The following is a 20508-nucleotide window of genomic DNA, read 5'->3' on the forward strand; positions in this document are numbered from 1 at the left end:
CCGTGGAGACGAGAGGGGACGGACGATGTGGCTGCGGATCCTGGGCCTGCCCGACGGCGCGGCACCCTGGTGGGCCGCGCACGACCTGGGTACCGCCGACGGCGCCGACGTGGAGGTCCTGTTGCGTCGTCACCTGCCCGGGCATCGCTTCACCGCCGCGGGCCGGCCCCTGGGCCGCCTCACGCCCGCCGCCCTGCAGGGGGTTCCGTCCCTCACCGTCGTCGCCCGTCCAGCCACGTCCGGGGAGTCGGGCCGGGAGGGCGGCCCGGAGGTGGTCATGGTGACCGCGTCGGGTCCCGACGCCGGCCTGCTCGCCGCCCTGCCCCGGTCCGGGCTCACGGTGGGCCGGAACCAGTGCGACGTCCGGGTGGCCGATCCGTTCCTCTCGGCCCCGCACTTCCGGGTGGTCGTGGAGCCGGAGGGCGTGCGCATCGAGCCCTTGGGCGACTCGACCGGGCACCCCGGGCGGCGGCCCGGCACCGCGAGGGGGCACGTCACCGGCGCCGAGCCGTGGACCCGGGGCACCACGGACTTCCGCCTGGTGCGGGGCCGTCCCGGTCCGCTGGGACCCCGGTCCCCCCTTCCGCCACTGGCCGTGGATCCCGGGCCGGAGCCCACGCGGCCGAACGCCCTCCTCCAGGTCGTCATGGCCCTGGGACCCCTCGTGGTGGGGCTGGCCTTGGCGTTGGCGACGGGGCATTGGTTCTTCCTGCTCTTCAGCCTCGTCTCGGTCGCGGTCGCGGCGGTGATGTGGACCCAGCACCGCACGGCGCGGGCACGCCACGGCCGCCGGATCCGGCGGGAGGCCGATGACCTCGCCGCGCGCGTCGCGGCGGTGGCGCCCGGCCCGGGAGCCCTCGCCCTGGCCTCCCGCGCCGCCGTGCCGGACCGCTTCGGGGTCCACGGCGCCTCCCCCGGCCCCCCGGCGGTCCGCTGGGGCACCGCGACGGCCACGCTGCCCGTGGGCTCCGCGCAGGACCGGGACGACTGGGCGTCCTGGTCGAGGACGTGCCTGGCCGTGGTCACCGAGCTCCACCCGGGTGCGACCACCCGGGTGTTCGGCCGCCGCTCCACCCTGGACCACCTCGTCCCGTGGCTGGTGGTCCAACTGTGCCGTGACGCCGTCGCGACGGCACGCGGCATCCTGGTCCGCACCGCGGAGGGCGACTCCTGGCTGGGCGGGGGACGGGACGCCGCCGAGGGAACCGCGATCCTGGCGGCCGACGCCTCCCGGGCCGGCATCCCGGCCGGCTGGCACCTCGTGGTGCTCGGCCGGGGCGACCGGGTCGAGGGGCTCGGGCAGGGTGACGCCGTGAGGCCCGACGAGGGGACCGCCACCGTGGGGGGCCTGGAGTACACCGGCCTGCGCTGGGACGGGCTGTCCCCCACGACGGCCGCCCGGCTCGTGGACGAGCTGGGGGCGAGCCCCCGCCCCCCGCACCGGCAGGCGCCCCCGGGGCTCGACTGGCCGGAGCCCGGGCTGTCCGGGTCGGCGACCGCCGGGCTGCGCTGCACCCTCGCCGGCGGGGCCGAACCGGTCACCCTGGACCTCGTGGGCGACGGCCCCCACGTGCTGGTCGCGGGGACCACCGGCTCGGGGAAGTCGGAACTGTTGCTCACCGCCCTGGTGGGCCTGGCCGCGGAGTACCCGCCGGCCGAGGTGTCGTACGTCCTCATGGACTTCAAGGGCGGATCGTCGTTCGCGCCGTTGTCCGGCCTGCCCCACACCATGTCGGTCGAGACGAACCTCGTCGAGGCCGAGTCATTGCGCACGGTCGATGCGCTGACCGCCGAGCTGCACCGCCGGGAGGAGCTGTTCCTCGCCGCCGGGAGTCCCGACTACGCCGCCCATCGCCGTGCACACCCCGATCAGCTCCTGCCCCGGCTCGTGGTCGCGGTGGACGAACTCCGCGTCCTCGTGGAGGACCATCCCCGGGCGGCGTCGGTCCTGGCCCGGTTGGCAGCCACGGGCCGGTCACTCGGCTTCCACCTCCTCCTGGCCACCCAGCGGGCCCAGGGAGCGGTGAGCCCGGACGTCCGGTCCAACCTCGGCACGGTCGTCTGCCTGCGCACGGCGACGGAGCAGGAGTCGTGGGACGTCCTCGGTGCACCTGACGCCCACGGCCTGGATCCCGACCGCCCCGGACACGCGTTCATCCGCCACGGCGGCGGGCCGCTGCGCGCCTTCCGCGCCGGGCGGTTCGCCCGGCCCCCGGGCCCGCCCTGGCTCGAACCGTGGGACGGCACCACCACGACGGCGCGGGACCCCGACGCGGCCCCGTGGGCAGGCCTCGTCCAGGCCGTCGCGGACCGGACCGCCGCACGCGGCCTGCGCCTCCCGGAGCCCGTCGTCACCCCGGCCCTGCCGGACCGCTGGGTGCCCACGGAGGCCGATCACCGGGCGGCGGGGCGCGACGCCGTCGTCCTGGGGCTGGCCGACCTCCCCCGCCACCGCCGCCGGGAACCGGTGACCTGGGAGCCCGGCCGGGACGTGCCGGTGGCCTGGATCGGCGTGGCGGCCGGAGGGCTGCACGACGCCGCCCGGTCGGTCATCGCCCAGCTCGCCCGGCGGGCCATGGAGCACGCCGACCGGCCGAACGGGACCGCGGCGGCACCCCTGGCGCCGCACACCGTGGTGCTGGACGGCGTCGGGGACCTCCAGGCCGGGAGCGGACTCCCGCCCAACTGGACGGTGCTGTCCCCCGCCACCGCACCGGCGGAGCGGCTGGAGGCCGCCTTCGACGGGATCGGCACCGAGCTGTCGGGGCGGCGCCCCGTCCACGTGGTCATCACGGGATGGGGTCGGTGGTCGGTGCTCCGCGTGGGCTCCGGGTACGAGACGGTGGAGGAGCGCCTCGGCACGCTGCTGCGGGACCACCCGCCCTCTGTGCTGGCCGTCGCCCTGTTCGGCGGGCGGGAACTGGCCGGGGGCCGCGTGCTGGCACAGGTGCCCCGGCGGTTCTACCTGCCGTCCGGGTCCACGCCGGAGCAGCGCATGGTGTGGCCGACCCTGCACCGGGTGCCCGAGGTGCCGGGCCGCGCGGTCATGGTCTCGCCCGGGGAACCGGCCCCCGGGATCGCCGTCCAGCTGGCGCTCAGGCCACCGGCCCGTCCGGCGGAACCGGCGTGAGCACCAGCGATCCGCCGGTCCGACACGAGGGGGTCGCCGCACGCCGGCCGCAGCAGCGGTGGTCAGCACGGGGCGGGGACCGGTGGCGACAGTCCGGGCTCGTCGCTCAGCGCCCGGCGCGCTCGTCGGCCCACTCGCCGGTCCCCTCCTCGGCCGGTTCCCCCGGTCCCGCACCGGCTGGCTCGGTCACCGGCTCCCCCGCCTGGCCGGCAGTCCGACCGGCGACCGCGCCCGCACCCCGCCGCCACCTCAGCACGGTGCGGGCGACCACGGCCACCCCGACCAGCGCCAGGGCGACCCCCGCCGCGAGGAGGTAGCCGGCCTCCGGGGCCACGCCGTCGATCACGATGCCGGCCACCGGGGCGCCCATCGCCGCACCGGCGGTCATGGCCGAGCCGTAGTAGCCCATCGCCTCCCCGCGGCGGTCCTCGGGCACGATCCGGGACAGCTGGGCGGAGGCGGCGGCCAGCGTCGGGGCGGTGAACAGCCCGGACAGCACCGCCACGAGGGCCAGCGGCCACACCCCGTCCACGAGGGCCAGCGGCAGCGTGCCCAGGGCGAAGACGCCCATCAGCAGCAGCGGGGAGATCCTCCGGCCGGCGGCCCCGTAGAGCAGGCCGCCGACGGCGGAGGCCCCACACCAGGTGGCGTAGACGATGCCCACCTGGCCGGCGAGGCCCGCGTGCTCGAGCTCGGCCACCATCGCGACCTCGGTGCCCACCATGAGCATCCCGGCGGCGCCGGAGACCACCAGCACGGCGAGCGCGGAGGGCGTCAGCCAGCTGAAGGCCGCCCGCAGCCTTCCGGCCCCCCGGCGCCGGGACCCGCCGGGGACGGGGGCGCCGGGGTCGGCGCCGCCGTCGGGGCCTCCCGACGGCGTCCCGGCACCGCCCGCGGGCACCAGCGGCAGGGCGCCGGTCGGCACCTCGGGGGCGGTGAGCTCCAGGTGGGCCGGCGCTCCGTGGACGGCCCCGGTGACGGCGCGGTCCCGGTCCTCCGCGGCGGAGTAGTCGCCGTCCGCTCCCCCGGCGGGCGCGGCCACCTGCTCGCTGCGGGTGGGCGGGTCGAACCACATCAGGTACAGCCCCGCCACGGCCGCCGACCAGCCGATGATCGCCAGTCCCCACGCGCTGGACCAGCCCGTGGCGACGACGGCGCCCAGGGCCGGGCCCATCATGAAGATCGTCTCGGTGATGATGGAGTCCAGGGCGAAGGCGGTCTCGCGCTGCTGTCCGCGGGTGAGCACGCCGATCGACTGGCGTACCACGGAGAAGACCGGCAGCGCGAACACCCCGCCGAGGAACACCCCGGCGAGCAGCCAGGGGAAGGGCAGGTGCGGCACCACCGTCCACACGAGGGCCTCGGCCACCACGGAGGGCACGAGCGCGCGGCGCAGCCCGTGGCGGTCCACCTGCCGGCCGCGCCACGGCGCGCCGACGGCGAGGCCGAGGGTCATGGCGGCGGTGGCCAGGCCCGCGGCGCCGTAGCCGAGGCCCATGGTCACGGCCACGTGCAGGGTCAGGATGATGCCGGCCGCCGAGTGCGGGAACCGGGCGACGAAGCCGATGCCCAGGACGCGCCGCAGGCGCACGTCCCGCAGCAGCTGACCGTAGGCGGCGAAGTTCACTGGTGCATGCTATCGCCGCGCGCCCGCCACCCGGTGCCCCGGGCCCGGCCCGCACGCTCGCCGCGGAGGATCCGGGCCGCCGTCGGGACCTGCCGCCGGGGCACCGGGTGGAGGATGCTGGGAATACATCACCGCACGCCCCGGTTGTACCCGTTGATTCAAATTTCAACGAACCCTCGCGGCAAGGAGCAGACCATGCAGTTCGGCGTCTTCACCATCGGTGACATCACCACGGACCCCACGAACGGCACCACGCCCACCGAGCACCAGCGGATCAAGGACACCGTCCGGATCGCCAAGCACGCCGAGCAGGCGGGCTTCGACGTGTTCGCCACCGGCCAGCACCACAATCCGCCCTTCGTGGCGCCCGGCAACCCGCCGACCCTGCTGGCCTACCTCGCCGCCCAGACCGAGACGCTGCAGCTGTCCACGGCCACCACCCTCATCACCACCATGGACCCGGTGCGGCTGGCCGAGGACTACTCCTACCTGCAGCACCTGGCGGACGGCCGCGTGGACCTGACCATGGGCCGCGGCAACACGGGGCCCGTGTACCCGTGGTTCGGCAAGGACATCCGCCAGGGCATCCCGCTCGCCGTGGAGAACTACCACCTGCTGTACCGCCTGTGGCACGAGCAGTCCGTGGACTGGCAGGGCCGGTTCCGCACCCCGCTGCAGGACTTCACCCTGACCCCGCAGCCGCTGGACGGCGTGGCCCCGTTCGTGTGGCACGGCTCCATCCGCTCCGCCGAGATCGCCGAGCAGGCGGCCTACTACGGTGACGGCTTCTTCCACAACAACATCTTCTGGAACAAGGAGCACGTCATCCAGATGGTGCAGCTCTACCGCCAGCGCTACGAGTACTACGGCCACGGCCAGGCGCACCAGGCCTACGTGGCCCTCGGCGGGCAGGCGTTCATGCGCAAGAACTCCCAGGACGCCGTCAACGAGTTCCGGCCGTACTTCGACAACGCCCCCGTCTACGGCCACGGCCCGTCCCTCGAGCAGTTCTCCCGGATGACCCCGCTGACGGTGGGCTCCCCGCAGCAGGTCATCGAGCGGACCCTGTCCTTCCGGGACTGGGTGGGCGACTACCAGCGCCAGATGTTCCTCATCGACCACGCCGGACTGCCCACGGACACCGTCCTGGAGCAGATCGACCTGTTCGGCGAGGAGGTCCTGCCGGTGCTGCGCCGGGAGTTCGCCGCGCTCAAGCCGGCGGACGTCCCCGAGGCCCCCACGCACGAGTTCCTCGTGGAGCGTGCCCGCCGCGGCGAGGCCCCCGTGCCCGGCGGCGCCGAGGGCTCGCAGGCCTGGACGGACGCCCAGGAGCGCGCCGAGAAGGCCGCCGCCGAGAACACCGCCAAGGGGGCGTGAGCGATGGCAGTCGACCCGCAGGGCGGGGCCCCGGACGCGTTCGGCGCACCCGAGGCCACCGACCCGTTCACCCCCGGCGCCCGGCACCTGGTCGTCGTCTCCGGCGGCCTGGGAGACCCGTCGTCCTCCCGCCAGCTGGCCGACCGGATGGCCGCCGCCGCCGCGGACGTGCTCTCCGCCGAGGGGATCGTGCCCGAGGTGCACGTGGTGGAGCTGCGGCTGCTGGCCACGGACATCGCCGAGGCGATGGTCAACCCCTCCCGGTCCGAGGCCCTGCAGGCCGCGCTGGACGAGGTCGAGCAGGCCGACGGCGTCATCGCCGTCTCCCCCACCTTCAAGGCGTCCTACTCGGGGCTGTTCAAGTCCTTCTGGGACCTCGTGGAGGACGGCGCCCTCCGGGACGTGCCGGTCCTGCTCGGGGCGACCGGCGGCACGCCGCGGCACTCGCTGATGATCGACACGGCCATGCGCCCGTTGTTCAGCTACCTGCGTACCAAGGTGCTGCCCTCGGCCGTGTTCGCCGCCTCGGACGACTGGGGCGAGGTCACCGGCGGCCAGGCCTCCACCCGGACGGACCCGCTGCAGCAGCGCATCGCCGCGGCCGGGGCGGACCTGGCCTCGGTGGTGGCCCGCCTGCCCGCCCGCCCGCGCCGCGCCGCCGGTGCGGCCAAGCCGCTGGAGGTGATCCCCTTTGACCAGCTCCTCCGTGGACGCTGAGGCGGCCGGCTGGTCCCGCAGCGCCCTGCCGGGGCGGGACCCCGGGGACACGCACCGCCGGGCCTGGCGCGCCTACTTCGAGGCGACGGCCCTGCTGCAGGACCGGCTCGAGCGCACCCTCAAGGCGGAGACGGGCCTGCACCTGGCCGACTACAACCTGCTGCTGCTGCTCACCGAGTCCGCAGAGGGCCACCTGCGCATGGGCGAGCTGGCCAGCCTCATGGTGTTCTCGCCCTCGCGGGTGACCTACCAGGTCAAGGTCCTGGAGCGGCAGGGCCTCGTGCTCCGCCGCGCCTGCTCCGAGGACGGCCGCGGCTCGGAGGCCGTGATCACCGACGCCGGCCGCGCCCTGTTCCGCAAGGCCGCGGCCCTGCACTCCCGCCAGGTGCGGGAGCTGTTCCTGGACCGGATCGACGAGGAGGAGGCCGCGACCCTGCTCGCCGTGTTCTCCCGCCTGGGCTGCAGCCTCGAGGGGACGCCGCGGGACTGAGCCGCGGGACCGAGCCGCGAGAGGGGCCGTCGGCCGGGGTCAGCCCCGGCCGACGGTGATCTCGACCGAGTCGGCCCGCTCGGCCAGCGCCTCGACCTCGCCGAGCACCTGCTGCAGCGTCGCGGCCATCAGCCGCAACCCGGCCTCGTCCCCGCCGGCGGCGAGCGCGGCCTCGGGGTAGGCGACGAGCCGCAGCTCGGGTCCGGACCCGCCGCCGGGCAGCACGGCCCCGGAGGCGGTGCGCGAGGCCACCCCGGCGCCGGGGGCCAGGGCGATGCGCTCCAGGCCCGGCACGAGGTCCACGACGGCGGCCAGTTCCCGGGCCAGTTCCTCGTCCCGGTAGGAGGGGGTCCAGTCCCGCTGCTGGGCCAGGGCCCAGACGGCGGGGCGGCGCACCACGAAGGTGCGCTCGGCCCCGGGGTCCACGACCACCAGCTCGGCGCCCTCGTCCGCGGCGGACAGGCACGCCCGCGGCATCCACGCGGCGACGGGCCGTGCCTGCGGGTGCCAGGCGGTCAGGGCCGGGACGCTGGTGAACACCGGCATGGCGGTGCGCCCGTCCGCGGCGCGCAGGGTCACGAGGGCCACGTCGGCCTCCTTGTCCCCGCCGTGGGCGTCGCGCTCGGCCACCGTGGGCAGCACCGCGGCGAACACGCGCATGCGGGACAGGACGGCCACGACGTCGGCCTCGCCCGCCTGCCCCGCGGCCAGCCGGTCCAGGACCGGCGCCCACGCCGGGTCGGCCGTGCCGTCGTCGTGGTCGAAGGCGTGCAGCGGGTTGGCCGAGTCGCCGACCCCCGGGCCGGTGAGGTCCCGGCCCTCCCACGCCACGCCCGCCGAGTCGGCCGGGCGGCCGGCCTCGTCCCGGTGCTGCCGGGCCAGGGTGCGCTCGATGGCGGCCTGGATGTGCCCGGGCAGGTGGCGTCCGCCCTCGCGCTCCGTCACCGGGCGGGGGCCTGCTCCACGGCGTCCTGGACGGCCACGCCGCGGGCCACGAGCAGGGCCTGCTCGAGGGTGAACCGGCCGGCGTACAGGGCCTTGCCCATGATGGCGCCCTCGACGCCGGTGCCGACCATGGCGTACAGCGCGGCGACGTCCTCGAGCGAGGAGATCCCGCCGGAGGCCACCACGGGCTTGGCGGTCTTGGCGCACACCTCGGCCAGCAGCCCGGTGTTCGGCCCGCGCAGGGTGCCGTCCTTGGTGACGTCGGTGACCACGTAGCGGGCGCAGCCGGCCTCCTCGAGGCGGGCCAGCACCTCCCACAGGTCCCCGCCGTCCTTGGTCCAGCCGCGCGCGGCCAGGGTGGTGCCGCGCACGTCCAGCCCGACGGCGACCTGCTCGCCGAAGCGCTCGATGACACGGGCCGTCCAGGCCGGGTCCTCCAGCGCGGCGGTGCCCAGGTTCACGCGGGTGGCGCCCATGGCCAGGGCGTTCTCGAGCGAGGCGTCGTCGCGGATGCCGCCGGAGAGCTCGACCTTGACGCCGAGCTCGTCCACCACGCGGGACATCACGTCGCGGTTGTCCCCGCGCCCGAAGGCGGCGTCGAGGTCCACGAGGTGGATCCACTCCGCGCCGGCCTGCTGCCAGGCCAGGGCGGCCTCGAGCGGGTCGCCGTAGGAGGTGGCCGAGCCGGCCTCGCCCTGGACGAGGCGCACGGCCTGGCCGTCCTGGACGTCGACGGCGGGGAGCAGCTCCAGCGCCGGGGCGCCGTGCGGGGACTGGGTCATGAGGGGGTTCCTCTCGGGGTCGAAGGACGGTTCGGGGGATGCGGGCCGCGGTCAGGCGGTGACGAAGCCGGCGATGATCGCCAGCACGGCGCAGGCGACGAAGCCGGCCTGCGCCCAGACGGGGGCCTTCTGCGTGCGCAGCGACCAGGCCCCGCCCAGCAGCAGTCCGCCCAGGGCGATGAGCAGCGTGGACCAGTAGGGCATCAGAGGGTGCCCAGCCAGTTCGACAGCAGCTGCATGCCGGCGTCCCCGGACTTCTCCGGGTGGAACTGGGTGGCGGACAGCGGGCCGTTCTCCACGGCGGCGATGAAGTCCGCCCCGTGGTGCGCCCACGTGACCTGCGGCGGGGTCATCGCGGCGTGCGCCTGGTCGAACTCCCAGCGCAGCACGCCGTAGGAGTGCACGAAGTAGAACCGCTCGTCCTCGATGCCGCGGAACAGCGCCGAGCCCTCGGGCGGGCGCACCGTGTTCCAGCCCATGTGCGGGACGATCTCCGCCGGCAGCGCCTCGACGACGCCGGGCCACTCGGCCATCCCCTCGGTGCGCACGCCGTGCTCCACGCCGGCGTCGAAGAGGATCTGGTGGCCCACGCAGATGCCCAGCACGGGACGCCCGCCGGCCACCCGGCGGCCGATCCAGCGGGTGGCCCCCAGGTCCTTGAGCGCCGCCATGACGGAGTGGAAGGCGCCCACCCCGGGCACCACGAGCCCGTCGGCCTCCATGACCGCGTCCGGGTCGGCGGTCAACTCGGCGTCGGCACCGGCGCGCTGCAGGGCGCGCACGGCGGAGTGGGTGTTGCCCGAGCCGTAGTCCAGGACGGCGACGGTGGGCCGGCCGCGGCCGGAGGCGCCGGTCATCACAGCGCGCCCTTCGTGGAGGGCACGCCGGTCACGCGCGGGTCGTCCTCGACGGCGGCGCGCAGCGCGCGGGCGAAGGCCTTGAACTGGGCCTCCACGATGTGGTGGGGGTCGCGCCCGCGTACGACGTCCATGTGCAGGCAGATGGAGGCGTGGTAGGTGATGGCCTCGAAGACGTGCCTCGTCATGGACCCGGTGAAGTGCCCGCCGATGAGGTGGTACTGCTGGCCCTCGGGCTCGCCCTCGTGGACCAGGTAGGGCCGGCCGGAGACGTCCACGACGGCGCGCGCGAGGGCCTCGTCCAGCGGCACCGAGGCCTCGCCGAAGCGGCGGATGCCCCGCTTGTCCCCCAGTGCGGCCCGGAGCACCTCGCCGAGGGTGATGGCGACGTCCTCCACGGTGTGGTGCACGTCGATGTGGGTGTCCCCCGTGGCGCGCACGACGAGGTCCACCTGGGAGTGCTTGGACAGGGCGGTGAGCATGTGGTCGTAGAACGGGACGGAGGTGGAGACCTCCGAGGTCCCGGTGCCGTCCAGGTCCATCTCGACGTACACGTCGGATTCACTGGTGGTGCGCTGCATCCTGGCCCGGCGTCCGGTGATCAGCTCTGCGCCCATGCGTATCTCAGCTCCTTGACATGGTGGGGATCCGGTGGACCAGTCTACCGGCCCGGGACGCCGGCCTACGGCCAGGGACCGTAGATCACGTTGGACTCCATGCCCAGCTCCGGCAGGGTGAGCCGGAAGTCCGCGAAGCCGTCGTGCAGGATGCAGAACTCGGGCGTCCCGGAGTACCTGCCGTCCGCGCCGATCGTCACGGTCCCGGTCTTGTACGAGTAGACCTCGCCGGGCCGGCTGCTGGTGGCCGAGCCCCGCGGGGTGCAGGTGACCTGCAGCGGTCCGGGCTCCATGCCCGAGAACGCCATGGTCGTGTACCAGCAGTTGGTGTACGGGGCGTCCGGGTTGCCGTTCTCGGTGCAGCTGTCCGCCGGGTACCGCCCGCCGACGCCCACGGTCGCGGTGGGGTCCGGGAGGGGCCGGGAGGTGACCGCCCGCGTGGCCGTCTCGCAGTCCTCCGTGCCCTCGGCGCACACCCGGATCGACATCGTGAACTCCCGGGCCTCGCGGAACCGGTCGGTCGTGTACTCGCCGTCGTTGTCCACCAGCTGTCCGTTGACCCGGGGCGTGATGGTCACCGGTCGGCCGTTGCCCACCGCCGCGGCAGACGTCGGGCTCCAGGTGAACTTGGCACCGCCCTCCTGTGCCGTGGCGGTGATCGCGGGCATCCGGAACGGGCCGTGGGCGGGCTCGGCGGACACCGAGGCGGTGGGCCCCGGGCCGGCGTCGTTCACGGCCCGCACGGAGAGCCGGTAGCTGGTGCCGTTGGCCGGCACGGTGACCGTCCCCGCGGTGGACCGGCCCAGGGACTGCCAGGCGCCACCGGAGACGGCGTACTGGTACGTCACCGGGGAGCCGTTGGCCGCCGCTCCGTCGAAGGACAGGCGCAGCTGCCGGTCGGTGCCCGTCGCCCGCGCGGTCACTCCGGACACGGCCCCGGGCAGGCCGAAGGGCGTCACCGCGGCCGACCGCCCGGAGGACGGGGAGTCGCCCTCCGCGTTCGTCGCCGTGACCGAGAAGGCGTACGCCGTCGAGGTGTCCAGCCCGGCCCAGCCCACGCCCGTGGTCCCCGGGGCCACCGTGCGGGTGGCCACGGCGCGGCCGCCGGCGTAGGCGGTGACGGTGTACCCGGTGAGGGCGCCGCCGTTGTCGTCCGCGGCGGACCACGAGACCCTCACCACGCCGCCGTCGACGACGGACTCGTCGCGGACGGCCGTGGGGGTCCCGGGCGCGAACGGCCTGCCGGCGGGGGTCACGTCGGTGGACCACGGGGACCATTCGGAGGGCTCGTCGGCCCGGTTCGACGCCTGGATCCGGAACCGGTACGGCACGCCGTTGCGCAGGCCGTCCCAGCGCAGGGAGGTCCCGGCCCCGGTCGTGCGGGTCGCCCCGCCGGTGAGGGCCGGAGAGACCTGGACGCGGTACCCGGTGATCGCCGAGCCCCGGTTCTCCGGCGCGGTCCAGACCAGGTCCGCGACGCCGTCGCCGGCCTCCACCACGGGCGCCGTCGGCGTTCCCGGGCGCACGTCCGGGATCGCGGGCGCGGAGGTCCCGGACGGGTCCGACTCGCCGACCGCGTTGGTGGCCGTCACCGAGAACCGGTGCTCGACCGCGTTGGCCAGCCCGGTCACGGTGCAGGCGGTGGCCGCGCACGACCGGCTGGCCCCGGTGGTCGTGTCGGTGACGGTATACCCCGTGATCGGGGCCCCGTTGTCCGGCGGCGCGGCCCAGGACAGCGACACCTCGCCGTCGTCGACGCCCTCCACGCGCGGCACGCCGGGGGCATCCGGGGCGCCCTCGACCACGACCGTCACGGTTCCCTCCGCGCGCCGCGCCGGGTCACCCGTGAGGTCCTCGATCGCGTAGGTGACCTGCATCCGGCCGGAATGGCCGGCGTCCGGGGTGATGGACACGGTGGAGCCGTCGGTGACCGCCGTCCCGGCCCCCGTGGTCACGTCCGCCGCAACGACGGTCAGCCCACCCTCGCCGGCGAACGGGTTGACGTCGTTGGCCAGCACGTCCACCGTGACCGGCGTCCCCGCCCGGGCGTCCGGCACCTCGTCGGCGACCGCGCGCGGCAGGGGGCGGGAGGTGCCCACCACGCGGACGGTGATCTCGCCGGCGACCGGGTCGGCCCGGCCATCGGACACGGTGAACGGGACCGTCCCCGTCGTCCCGCGCTCCGCGTTCGAGGACGGCGTGACGGTGAGGGTGGCGCCGTCCAGGTCGGCGCCGAACTCCCCGCGGACGGTCCCGAGCGCGAAGGAGAGGTCGTCGCCGTCGGGGTCCCGGGCCAGCGGTCCGAGCTCGACCTCCACGGGCTCCCCGCCCTGCTCGACCTCGACGCCGCTGGACTGCACGGCCGGCGGGGCGTTGTCCTCCGGCCGGGGGGTCACGGTGACGGGGATCGAGAGCGTCGAGACGAGCCCGTGGGGATCGCCCCCGCCCTCGCCGTCGGTGACGGTCACGTTGACGGTGGCGCGGCCGGAGTAGCCCGGGTCCGTGGTGAGGCGGACCTCCGTGGCCGAGCGCACCTCGAGCCGCGAGGAGGCCGGTGCCGCGGCGGCGGCGTCCTCGCCCGTCAGCCGCGGCGAGCGCCCCTCGCGCACGCCCACGTGGTCCTGCAGGCTGATGTCCAGCGTCTCGCCCGCCGTGGCCTCGAGCGGCGCGTCGGTGGTGAGCCAGGGGGCCCGCGCGTCGTCGCCCGGGACCAGGATGAACCCGTGTCCCGTGCCGCCGTCGATGTCCTCGACGGTGTACATCACGGTCTGCCCGTCCTGGGCGACGGGCACGACCACGCGGTCCCCGTCCACCCGGGCGCCCGCCGCCAGGGCCGCCTCGTCCAGGGTGATCCCCAGGTCCTGGACGGCCCCGTCCGGGTCCTCGTCGTTGTCCAGGACGGGCACCGAGACCTGGTCCCGGCCCGCGATCTCCTCCGTGCCCACGACGTCGTCCCGCGCCACCGGGGGCATCAGGGGCGCCTGCCCGTCCACCGTGATCGCCAGGACCCCGGTGTCCGTGGCACCGGCGGGGTCGGCCACCGTGTACTGCAGGTTCACGTGGCCCTCCACCTCCGGCGCGGTGACCCGCAGCCGGCCGTCGACGATCTCGACCGCGGTGCCCTCCTCGGCGGAGGAGGTGAACCTGTCCCGCACCAACGCCACGGGGTCGCCGTCGGGGTCCGCATCGTTGGCCAGCACGGTGGTGGTGAACGTGCGTCCCGGGCGCACGTTCACCTCCTCGTCGAGCGCCACGGGCGGGTGGTTCACGCCCAGCGGACGCGCGATGCCCACGGACACCGTGCCCGTGGCCGTGGCCCCCAGCCGGTCCATCACCTGATAGGTGAAGGCATCCGTCCCCGAGGCGGCGTCCATGGCCTGGTACACCAGCCGGCCCTCCTCCAGGCGCACCGAGCCCTGCGCCGGCGGGGACTGCACGCCCACGAGGCGCACCGAGTCGCCGTCCGGGTCGGTGCCATCCAGCCGAACAGGCACCGTCACGGAGTTCCCCGCCAGCACGCGGGCCTCCACGGCAGGCGGGACCGGCGGGTTGTTGGCGGCCCGGTCCATCGGCGTCACGGTGAACTCGACGGGGGCCGAGGCGCGCTGGCCGTCCGGCCCGCGGACCTGGTAGGTGACGCGCACGCGCCCGGCCTCCTCGCCGGCGCGGAACCGCAGCCGGCCGTCGGAGACGAACGCGACGCCCTGTCCCTCGGCCGGCCCCTCCACCAGCTCGGTCTCCAGCTCGAGCCCGGCGCCGTCCGGGTGGCTGTCGTTGGCCAGGACGTCGACGGTGGTGATGTCCCCGGCGCGCACCACCGCGGTGTCGGCAGTGGCGACCGGGGGGTGCAGCGTCGCGGGGGACGGCAGGGGGACGACCGTGACCTCGCCCGTCGAGGTGCCCTCGGCGTTCGCGACCCGGTAGGTGACGGTGACCGGCCGGGCCAGTCCCCCGCTGTCCACGATGCGCACGTGGTGGAAGTCCTCCACGGCCACCGTGATCGGGGCGGGCCCGCCGTCGTGGCCCCGGGCCTCCTCCACGCCCTGGACCACGAGCAGCCCGCCGCCGGGGTCCGTGTCGTTGCCCAGCACGTTGACCAGCGTGTCGCCCCCGGCCGGCAGCAGTGCGGTGTCCCGGACCGCCACGGGCAGCCCGGCCTCGGCGTCCTCCTCGAGCACGTCCACGCGCACCAGCCCGGGGGCGGAGTCGAACTCGTTCGCGGCCACGTACTCGAGGTAGTGGGTCCCCGGCGCCCCGCCGGTGACGTTGACGGTGCCGGCGGCGCTGCTGTAGGAGACCTGCGCCTCGGGGACCGTGCCCACGTAGGCCAGGCGCAGTTCCCCGCCGAGCGGGTCGTCGTCGTTGTCCAGCGGTCTCAGGGTGGCGTCCTCGCCGCTGCGCACCGTCACGTGGTCGGCCACGGTGACCGGCGGGCGGATCTCGCCGCGGTCCAGCACCTCGACCCGGACGGTGCCCGTGGCCGACTCCCGGCCATCCGACACGGTCAGCTGCACCTCGCGCGTGCCCGGATCCCCGGTGTTGTCCTGGAACACCAGCTGCCCGTCCGGACGGGTCCGCACGGAGTCGGGGGACTCGGCGACGGCCCCGGTGAGCTGCAGGTCGTCCCCGTCCGGGTCGGTCCAGTCACCCAGCACCTCGGCGGAGACCGACCGTCCGGCGGGCACCTGCAGCACGGGCACCCGCTGCTGGACCGGGGCGCCGTTGCGCTCGTCCGGGACCACGCGCAGGGTCAGGGTCGCCGCGTCCGTCCCACCCCGGCCGTCGTCCGCGACGTACGACACGGTCGCGGTGCCGGACGCGGACTCGGGGACCACCACCTGCAGTCCCACACCGTCCAGGATGGGCTGGACGGTGCCCAGCGCAGGCTGGTCGCCGTCGAGGCGGGCGGTGAGCAGGTCGCCGTCGGGGTCCGAGTCGTTCGCCAGCACCGGGAGCTGGGTGGTCCTGCCGGGGCGAACCCCGAACGAGTCGTCGACGGTCACGGGCGCACGGTTCTCCTCGTCCCGCTCCGGCAGTGCCGTCTCGCGCGTGACCTCCTCGGAGTCCTCGTCCTCCTCCTCGCCCTCGCCCTTCGGCGGTTCGAGGTCCTCCCAGTTCGCCACGACCTTCATCTGCTCGAGCACCATCCAGGTGGTGCCCCCGGCCGTGTCGTTGAGGACCACCTTGTCCCGGTTGACCCGGAAGACCAGCTCCGCACCGGGTCGCATGTCGACCAGCGGGAGCACCTCGTCGTCCCGGTCCCCGGCGCAGTCGCGGAGGTAGTAGCCGGTCGCCGACGAGGCCGCGTGGGTGCACCCGGCCACTCGCACGGGCGCCGTCGACTGCGCCGGCCCGGCGGTCCCCCCCGGTCGGGACGCCCCGGCGCCGGGATCCCCCGGGGCCGCGATGGGCAGGGCGGTGACGGTCCCGGAGCCGAGGTCCACGGTCAACAGCTCCCGCGTCGTGGCCAGGGCCACGGCCGTCGCCTCCGGACCGGCCGGCTGGGGGACGGCACCGACGAGGCGGTCGTCCCGGATGCTGCCCCCCGGCCACGCGAGGCGGCCGGCATCGGCGTCGACGACGACGGGCACGTCCCCCACCGCGGTGACGGTGGGCTCCCCCATCGCCTCCAACCCGTCCAGTCGCTCGACGCCGGACTCCTCGAAGGCCCCGCCGGGTTGCCCGGGCGGCGCGAACCGGTGCACGGTGTCCTCGTGCAGGTCCGCCACGAGCACCTCGCCGGCCAGGGAGGTCGTGGAGGCGACGAAGCCCTCCCCCTCGTAGAGCGGGTCCTCGCCCGGGACCTGGAGGGTGGGCGCCGCGGTGCCGGCGAAGACCCTTCCCTCCTCCTGGTCGCTGGCCGAGATCGACCCGCCACCCAGGGCGAAGCCCGCGGTGGCCGGCATCATCACCTGGTCGCCCACGGCCATGGCCACCGGGTCGAGGCCCACCAGGGCACCGGAGGCCGGGTCGAGCATCACGGCGACCGCGTCCTGCTGGTGCAGCTGCGCGTCCTCGAACGGGGGCCTCAGTCCGCCGTCCAGCGTCCGGGAGGGGTGGTTCAGGTGGCCGACGTACCCACCGTCCTCGTAGGTGACCCAGATGCCGCCGTCATGCAGGTCCATCTCGGCCGCCTGGAAGCCCGGGTGGAGCATCGCACCGGTGACCACGAGCGCTCCGACCGCCGTGAAGGCCACCGGTGCCGTGTACGCGCGCTTCCAGTCCGGCCGTGCCACGGCCCTCCCCCCACAGACTTCGGGCCCCTCCCCGCGAGGGCCCCTCCCAGTCTACGGGCCCGGCCCGGCATGCTGCCACGTCAGGACCGGTGGAGCACCTCGCGCAGGGCGGTGAGGAACGCCGTCGTCTCCGCCTCGGTGCCGGCGGTGACGCGCAGGTGCCCCGGGATGCCGACGTCGCGCACCAGCACGCCGTGCTCCAGCAGGCCCCGCCAGACGGCGTGCGAGTCGTCCAGTCCGCCGAAGAAGACGAAGTTCGAGTCCGAGATCGCCGGGGACAGTCCGAGCTCGCGCAGGCCCGTGACGATCCGGTCCCGCTGGGCCTTGATGTCCTCGACGTTCTCCAGCAGGACGTCATAGTGCTGGAGGGCGGCGTTGGCCGTGGCCTGGGACACGGCGGAGAGGTGGTACGGCAACCGCACGAGGCGCAGGGCGTCGGTGACCTCCGGGGCCGCGGCGAGGTAGCCCAGGCGTGCCCCCGCGAGGGCGAAGGCCTTGGACATGGTCCGGGTGACCACGAGCCGCGGGCGGCCGGGCAGCAGCGTCAGCGCGGAGCGGGTCCCGGCCAGGGCGAACTCGGCGTACGCCTCGTCCACCACGACCATGCCATCGAAGGCCTCGGCGGCCTCGTAGACGGCCTCCACGACGTCCAGTCCCAGCGCCGTGCCCGTCGGGTTGTTCGGGGAGCACAGCAGCACCACGTGGGGGCGGTGCTCGCTCACCTGGGCCGCGGCGGAGGCCGCCGTCAGGGAGAAGTCCTCACCCCGCTCCCCGGCCACGTAGGCGGTGTCCGTGCCGGCGGCGAGCAGGGGGTACATCGAGTAGGTCGGCGGGAAGGACAGCACGCTGCGCCCGGGGCCGCCGAAGGCCTGCAGCAGCTGCTGCAGGATCTCGTTCGAGCCGTTGGCGGCCCACAGGTTGTCCGCGGACAGCCCATGCCCCAGGTACTCGGCCAGGCGCTTCCGCAGCTCGGTGAACTCCCGGTCCGGGTAGCGGTTGAGGGTGACGGCGGCCTCGGCCACGGACGCCGTGATCGCCTCGACGACCTCCGGGGGCACGGGATGCGTGTTCTCGTTCGTGTTGAGCGCGACGGCCACGTCCAGCTGGGGCGCGCCGTAGGGGCTCAGCCCGCGGAGGTTCTCGCGGAGGGGCAGGGCGGCCAGGGCCTCCTGGCTGGACAGGGAATCGTCGGTGCTCACCCGGTCCAGTCTAGGACCGGCCGCGGCCACGCCCCGCTCCGGTCTCGCCGGTTTACGCCGCCGAGGCCGGCGGCGGGGGTCAGCCCGCGGCCGGGACGAAGAGGACCTGCCCCGGCTGCAGGTCCGGGCCCGAGAGGTCGTTGAGCTCGCCGATGCGCAGGATGGTCTCGTTGCGCGGACCCTCCGGGACCGCCTCACCGGCCAGGGACCACAGCGTGTCCCCGTAGTCCACGGTGACCGACCGCAGGGCGGGGGCGGAGCGCTCGGGCGAGGCGGCCGCGGGGGCCACGGCGTGGGCGCCGAAGAACACGGCGGCGGCCGCGGCCAGCACGGCCAGCACGATGACGGGCAGCCCGAGCAGCAGGAGGCGGCCGCGGCGGTTCAGGCGGAACCCGGCGACGCGGTGGACGGGGACCCCGATCGATGCTGCAGTGCTCATGCTCTCCTGCCTCTCCGCCCGGCGAGCGGGCTGATCGAACGTGTGTTCTAGTTCCTCGTTGCCATGTCTAGCACGCATGTTCGAGACACGCCAAGCGAAAGTTCGAACATACCTTTGAATCCGGCCGTCTCCTCCCGTAGCATCGGGGGCAGGACGTGGCGTGACGCCGCCCGGCGGGACGGCCACGGCACAGCCCAGTCGGCCCCACGGACACGATAAGAACGGACCCACGCATGGCCACCCGGAACCCCTTGCCCACGCCAGACGCCCCGTCCCCGACCGCGGCGCGTCCCCTCACCCCCGCCAGCGGGTCATCCTGGGCTCGATCCGGTCCGCCATCGCCCAGCACGGCTACCCGCCGTCCATGCGGGAGATCGGCGACGCCGCGGGCCTGGCGTCCCTGTCCTCCGTCACCCACCAGCTGGGGCAGCTGGAGAAGTGGGGCTACATCCGCAAGGACCCGGGCCGGCCGCGGGCCATGGAGGTCCTGCTCGACGAGGACGGCCGGCCCGTTGCCGGCGGTGCTCCGGAGGCCGCGCCGGCGCCGGTGGCCACGCTGCACACGGGCGCCGTCGAGGGGCACGGGGTGCCCGTGCCGCTGGTCGGCCGCATCGCCGCCGGCGGCCCCATCCTGGCCGAGCAGCAGGTCGAGGACGTCATGACCCTCCCCCGGCAGCTCACCGGCGAGGGCGAGCTGTTCATGCTGCGCGTCTCGGGCGACTCGATGGTGGACGCCGCCATCTGCGACGGCGACTGGGTCGTGGTCCGGCGCCAGCACGCCGCGCAGAACGGGGACATCGTGGCCGCACTGTTGGACGACGAGGCCACCGTCAAGACCTTCCGCCAGCGGGACGGCCACACCTGGCTGCTGCCGCAGAACTCCGCCTACGAGCCGATCCTGGGGGACGAGGCGACGGTGATGGGCAAGGTCGTCACCGTGCTGCGCTCCCTCTGACCGGGGCCCGGCACGGGGACGCACCGTGCCCGGGTCGATGACGAACGGAGGAGGATCCGATGAGGAACCACCGTCCCTTCCCGACCGGCGTGCGCGTCGCGGACGCCGAGCGCTTCGTGTTCACCCATGCCCGGCTGCTGGAGCGCCGGCGGGTGGACCTGCTGCTCCACGGCGGGGACCAGGACGGGGTCCTCGCCGCGCTGGGGGCCTACCGCAACCCGGACGGCGGCTTCGGGCACGGGCTCGAGCCGGACCTCCGGTCCCCGCTGAGCGAGCCGCTGTCCACCCTGGCCGCCCTGGACCTGCTGGCCGGCTGGGGGCTGGCCGACCACCCGTGGGTCCGCACCGGCCTCGAGTGGGCCGCCGCCACGTCCGGCCTCGACGGGTCCCTGCCGTTCATGACCGAGCCGTCCCGGCCCTGGCCCCGGGCGCCCTGGGTCGAGCCGGGCCCCGCCGGCTCCCTCCTGACGTTCGGCTTCGCCGCGGCGGCGCTGCGCACGGGCTTCACCGGCGGCTGGTCCGAGGCGGCCGTCGCGTGGTGCCACGCACGCCTGGGCGGCCCGGCGCCGCTGCCCGCCTACGAGGTCAAGTACGCGCTGCGGTTCCTGTCCGCCGAGCTGGCCGTGCTCGGCGCGTCCGCCTCCGCGCCCGGGGCCGACGCCCCGCCCGCGCTCCCCGCGACGGCGAGCCCGGCGCCCGATGACCCCGCCCCACGCGCGTTCCCCTCCGCCGCGGCCTCCGCGGGTCCCGGCGTCCGGGCCGCCGAGGCGGTCCGGGCGGACCTGGCGCGGCTGCGCGAGCGGCTCGGGGAGGACGGCGGCCTGCCCGTGGCGGGCGGGGCGGAGGGCGAGCGGCTACGCCCGTGGGACTTCGCCGGGGATCCCTGGTCCGGCACGGACCCCCGGTCGGGACCGGACGGCTCCGGGCCGATCGGGGCTGCGGGCGGGGCGGCCGGGGCCGTCTTCACGGCCGCGCAGCTGGCCGCCGACCTCGAGCGCGTCGCCGGCGGCCAGCACGCGGACGGCGGCTGGACGGTCGACTGGCCGGCCTGGTGCCCGGCCCAGGGCCACGAGTGGCGCGGGATCCGCACCGTGGAGTCCCTCGAGCTGCTCTCCGCCGCGGCGCCCGCCTGACGGC

Annotated in this window: 15 protein-coding genes; 6 read left to right on the forward strand and 9 right to left on the reverse strand. The window is 75.4% G+C overall.

What is annotated here, in order from left to right; all coding sequences use genetic code 11:
- Window positions 1-25 precede the first annotated feature (25 nt).
- On the forward strand, window positions 26-3130 hold the full coding sequence (locus E7744_RS10170; protein WP_137774013.1) for an FtsK/SpoIIIE domain-containing protein: 3105 nt from the start codon (window positions 26-28) through the stop codon (window positions 3128-3130).
- A gap of 106 nt (window positions 3131-3236) precedes the next feature.
- Here E7744_RS10170 and E7744_RS10175 read toward each other — a convergent pair whose 3' ends face one another.
- Window positions 3237-4757 (reverse strand): MFS transporter, encoded by a 1521-nt coding sequence (locus E7744_RS10175; protein WP_137774014.1) that lies wholly within the window; start codon window positions 4755-4757, stop codon window positions 3237-3239.
- 195 nt (window positions 4758-4952) lie between these two features.
- On the opposite strand from E7744_RS10175, the gene E7744_RS10180 reads away from it, so the two are divergent.
- Genes E7744_RS10180 through E7744_RS10190 form a run of 3 tightly spaced genes read left to right on the forward strand, consistent with a single transcriptional unit; the run spans window position 4953 to window position 7341 of the window.
- Window positions 4953-6134: an LLM class flavin-dependent oxidoreductase gene (locus tag E7744_RS10180; protein ID WP_137774015.1), complete on the forward strand. Its 1182-nt coding sequence runs from the start codon at window positions 4953-4955 to the stop codon at window positions 6132-6134.
- Window positions 6135-6137: 3 nt separating this feature from the next.
- Window positions 6138-6851 carry a CE1759 family FMN reductase gene (locus E7744_RS10185; RefSeq protein WP_137774016.1) on the forward strand — a complete coding sequence of 238 codons (714 nt, stop codon included), beginning with the start codon at window positions 6138-6140 and terminating at the stop codon, window positions 6849-6851.
- Window positions 6826-7341, forward strand: coding sequence for a MarR family winged helix-turn-helix transcriptional regulator (locus E7744_RS10190; protein ID WP_137774017.1), 516 nt, complete (start codon window positions 6826-6828; stop codon window positions 7339-7341). Before E7744_RS10185 ends, E7744_RS10190 begins: the two co-directional genes overlap by 26 nt.
- A 39-nt stretch (window positions 7342-7380) precedes the next feature.
- Here the strand turns inward: E7744_RS10190 and E7744_RS10195 are convergent, their stop codons facing one another.
- From E7744_RS10195 to E7744_RS10235, 8 genes are all read right to left on the reverse strand, one after another.
- Entirely contained in the window at window positions 7381-8286 is a 906-nt protein-coding gene (locus E7744_RS10195) for an SseB family protein (RefSeq protein WP_137774018.1), read from the reverse strand.
- Complete coding sequence (gene priA / locus E7744_RS10200) at window positions 8283-9068, reverse strand: bifunctional 1-(5-phosphoribosyl)-5-((5-phosphoribosylamino)methylideneamino)imidazole-4-carboxamide isomerase/phosphoribosylanthranilate isomerase PriA (protein ID WP_137774019.1); 786 nt, start codon at window positions 9066-9068, stop codon at window positions 8283-8285. Before priA ends, E7744_RS10195 begins: the two co-directional genes overlap by 4 nt.
- 51 nt (window positions 9069-9119) lie before the next feature.
- Entirely contained in the window at window positions 9120-9272 is a 153-nt protein-coding gene (locus E7744_RS15830; protein WP_168199798.1) for a hypothetical protein, read from the reverse strand.
- Entirely contained in the window at window positions 9272-9925 is a 654-nt protein-coding gene (gene hisH, locus E7744_RS10205; protein WP_137774020.1) for an imidazole glycerol phosphate synthase subunit HisH, read from the reverse strand. Before hisH ends, E7744_RS15830 begins: the two co-directional genes overlap by 1 nt.
- A complete protein-coding gene (gene hisB / locus E7744_RS10210) occupies window positions 9925-10542 on the reverse strand; it encodes an imidazoleglycerol-phosphate dehydratase HisB (RefSeq protein ID WP_137774021.1) in 618 nt (205 codons plus the stop codon). The genes hisH and hisB overlap by 1 nt, the downstream gene beginning before the upstream one ends.
- A gap of 65 nt (window positions 10543-10607) precedes the next feature.
- Window positions 10608-16778, reverse strand: coding sequence for an Ig-like domain-containing protein (locus E7744_RS15835; protein WP_168199799.1), 6171 nt, complete (start codon window positions 16776-16778; stop codon window positions 10608-10610).
- 80 nt (window positions 16779-16858) lie between these two features.
- Entirely contained in the window at window positions 16859-17977 is a 1119-nt protein-coding gene (locus E7744_RS10230; protein ID WP_371415338.1) for a histidinol-phosphate transaminase, read from the reverse strand.
- Between the two features lie 79 nt (window positions 17978-18056).
- Window positions 18057-18416, reverse strand: coding sequence for a LysM peptidoglycan-binding domain-containing protein (locus E7744_RS10235; RefSeq protein WP_137774022.1), 360 nt, complete (start codon window positions 18414-18416; stop codon window positions 18057-18059).
- A 313-nt stretch (window positions 18417-18729) separates the two neighbouring features.
- Here E7744_RS10235 and lexA point away from each other — a divergent pair, with 313 nt between their 5' ends.
- Both lexA and E7744_RS10245 read left to right on the forward strand, forming a co-directional pair.
- Window positions 18730-19371, forward strand: coding sequence for a transcriptional repressor LexA (gene lexA / locus E7744_RS10240; protein ID WP_210417214.1), 642 nt, complete (start codon window positions 18730-18732; stop codon window positions 19369-19371).
- A gap of 59 nt (window positions 19372-19430) precedes the next feature.
- Window positions 19431-20504, forward strand: a complete 1074-nt coding sequence (locus E7744_RS10245) for a hypothetical protein (protein ID WP_137774024.1) — start codon at window positions 19431-19433, stop codon at window positions 20502-20504.
- The last annotated feature ends 4 nt before the right edge of the window (window positions 20505-20508 follow it).

Origin of the sequence: Citricoccus sp. SGAir0253 (genome assembly GCF_005877055.1) — a bacterium.
Taxonomy (GTDB): domain Bacteria; phylum Actinomycetota; class Actinomycetes; order Actinomycetales; family Micrococcaceae; genus Citricoccus.

Coding starts and splice junctions, on each gene's coding strand:
- hisH (WP_137774020.1), bottom strand. CDS start 9,925: ATGACCGGCGCCTCCGGCCGCGGCCGGCCCACCGTCGCCGTCCTGGAC.
- hisB (WP_137774021.1), bottom strand. CDS start 10,542: ATGGGCGCAGAGCTGATCACCGGACGCCGGGCCAGGATGCAGCGCACC.
- E7744_RS10245 (WP_137774024.1), top strand. CDS start 19,431: ATGAGGAACCACCGTCCCTTCCCGACCGGCGTGCGCGTCGCGGACGCC.
- E7744_RS10235 (WP_137774022.1), bottom strand. CDS start 18,416: ATGAGCACTGCAGCATCGATCGGGGTCCCCGTCCACCGCGTCGCCGGG.
- priA (WP_137774019.1), bottom strand. CDS start 9,068: ATGACCCAGTCCCCGCACGGCGCCCCGGCGCTGGAGCTGCTCCCCGCC.
- E7744_RS10170 (WP_137774013.1), top strand. CDS start 26: ATGTGGCTGCGGATCCTGGGCCTGCCCGACGGCGCGGCACCCTGGTGG.
- E7744_RS10180 (WP_137774015.1), top strand. CDS start 4,953: ATGCAGTTCGGCGTCTTCACCATCGGTGACATCACCACGGACCCCACG.
- E7744_RS15830 (WP_168199798.1), bottom strand. CDS start 9,272: ATGCCCTACTGGTCCACGCTGCTCATCGCCCTGGGCGGACTGCTGCTG.
- E7744_RS10185 (WP_137774016.1), top strand. CDS start 6,138: ATGGCAGTCGACCCGCAGGGCGGGGCCCCGGACGCGTTCGGCGCACCC.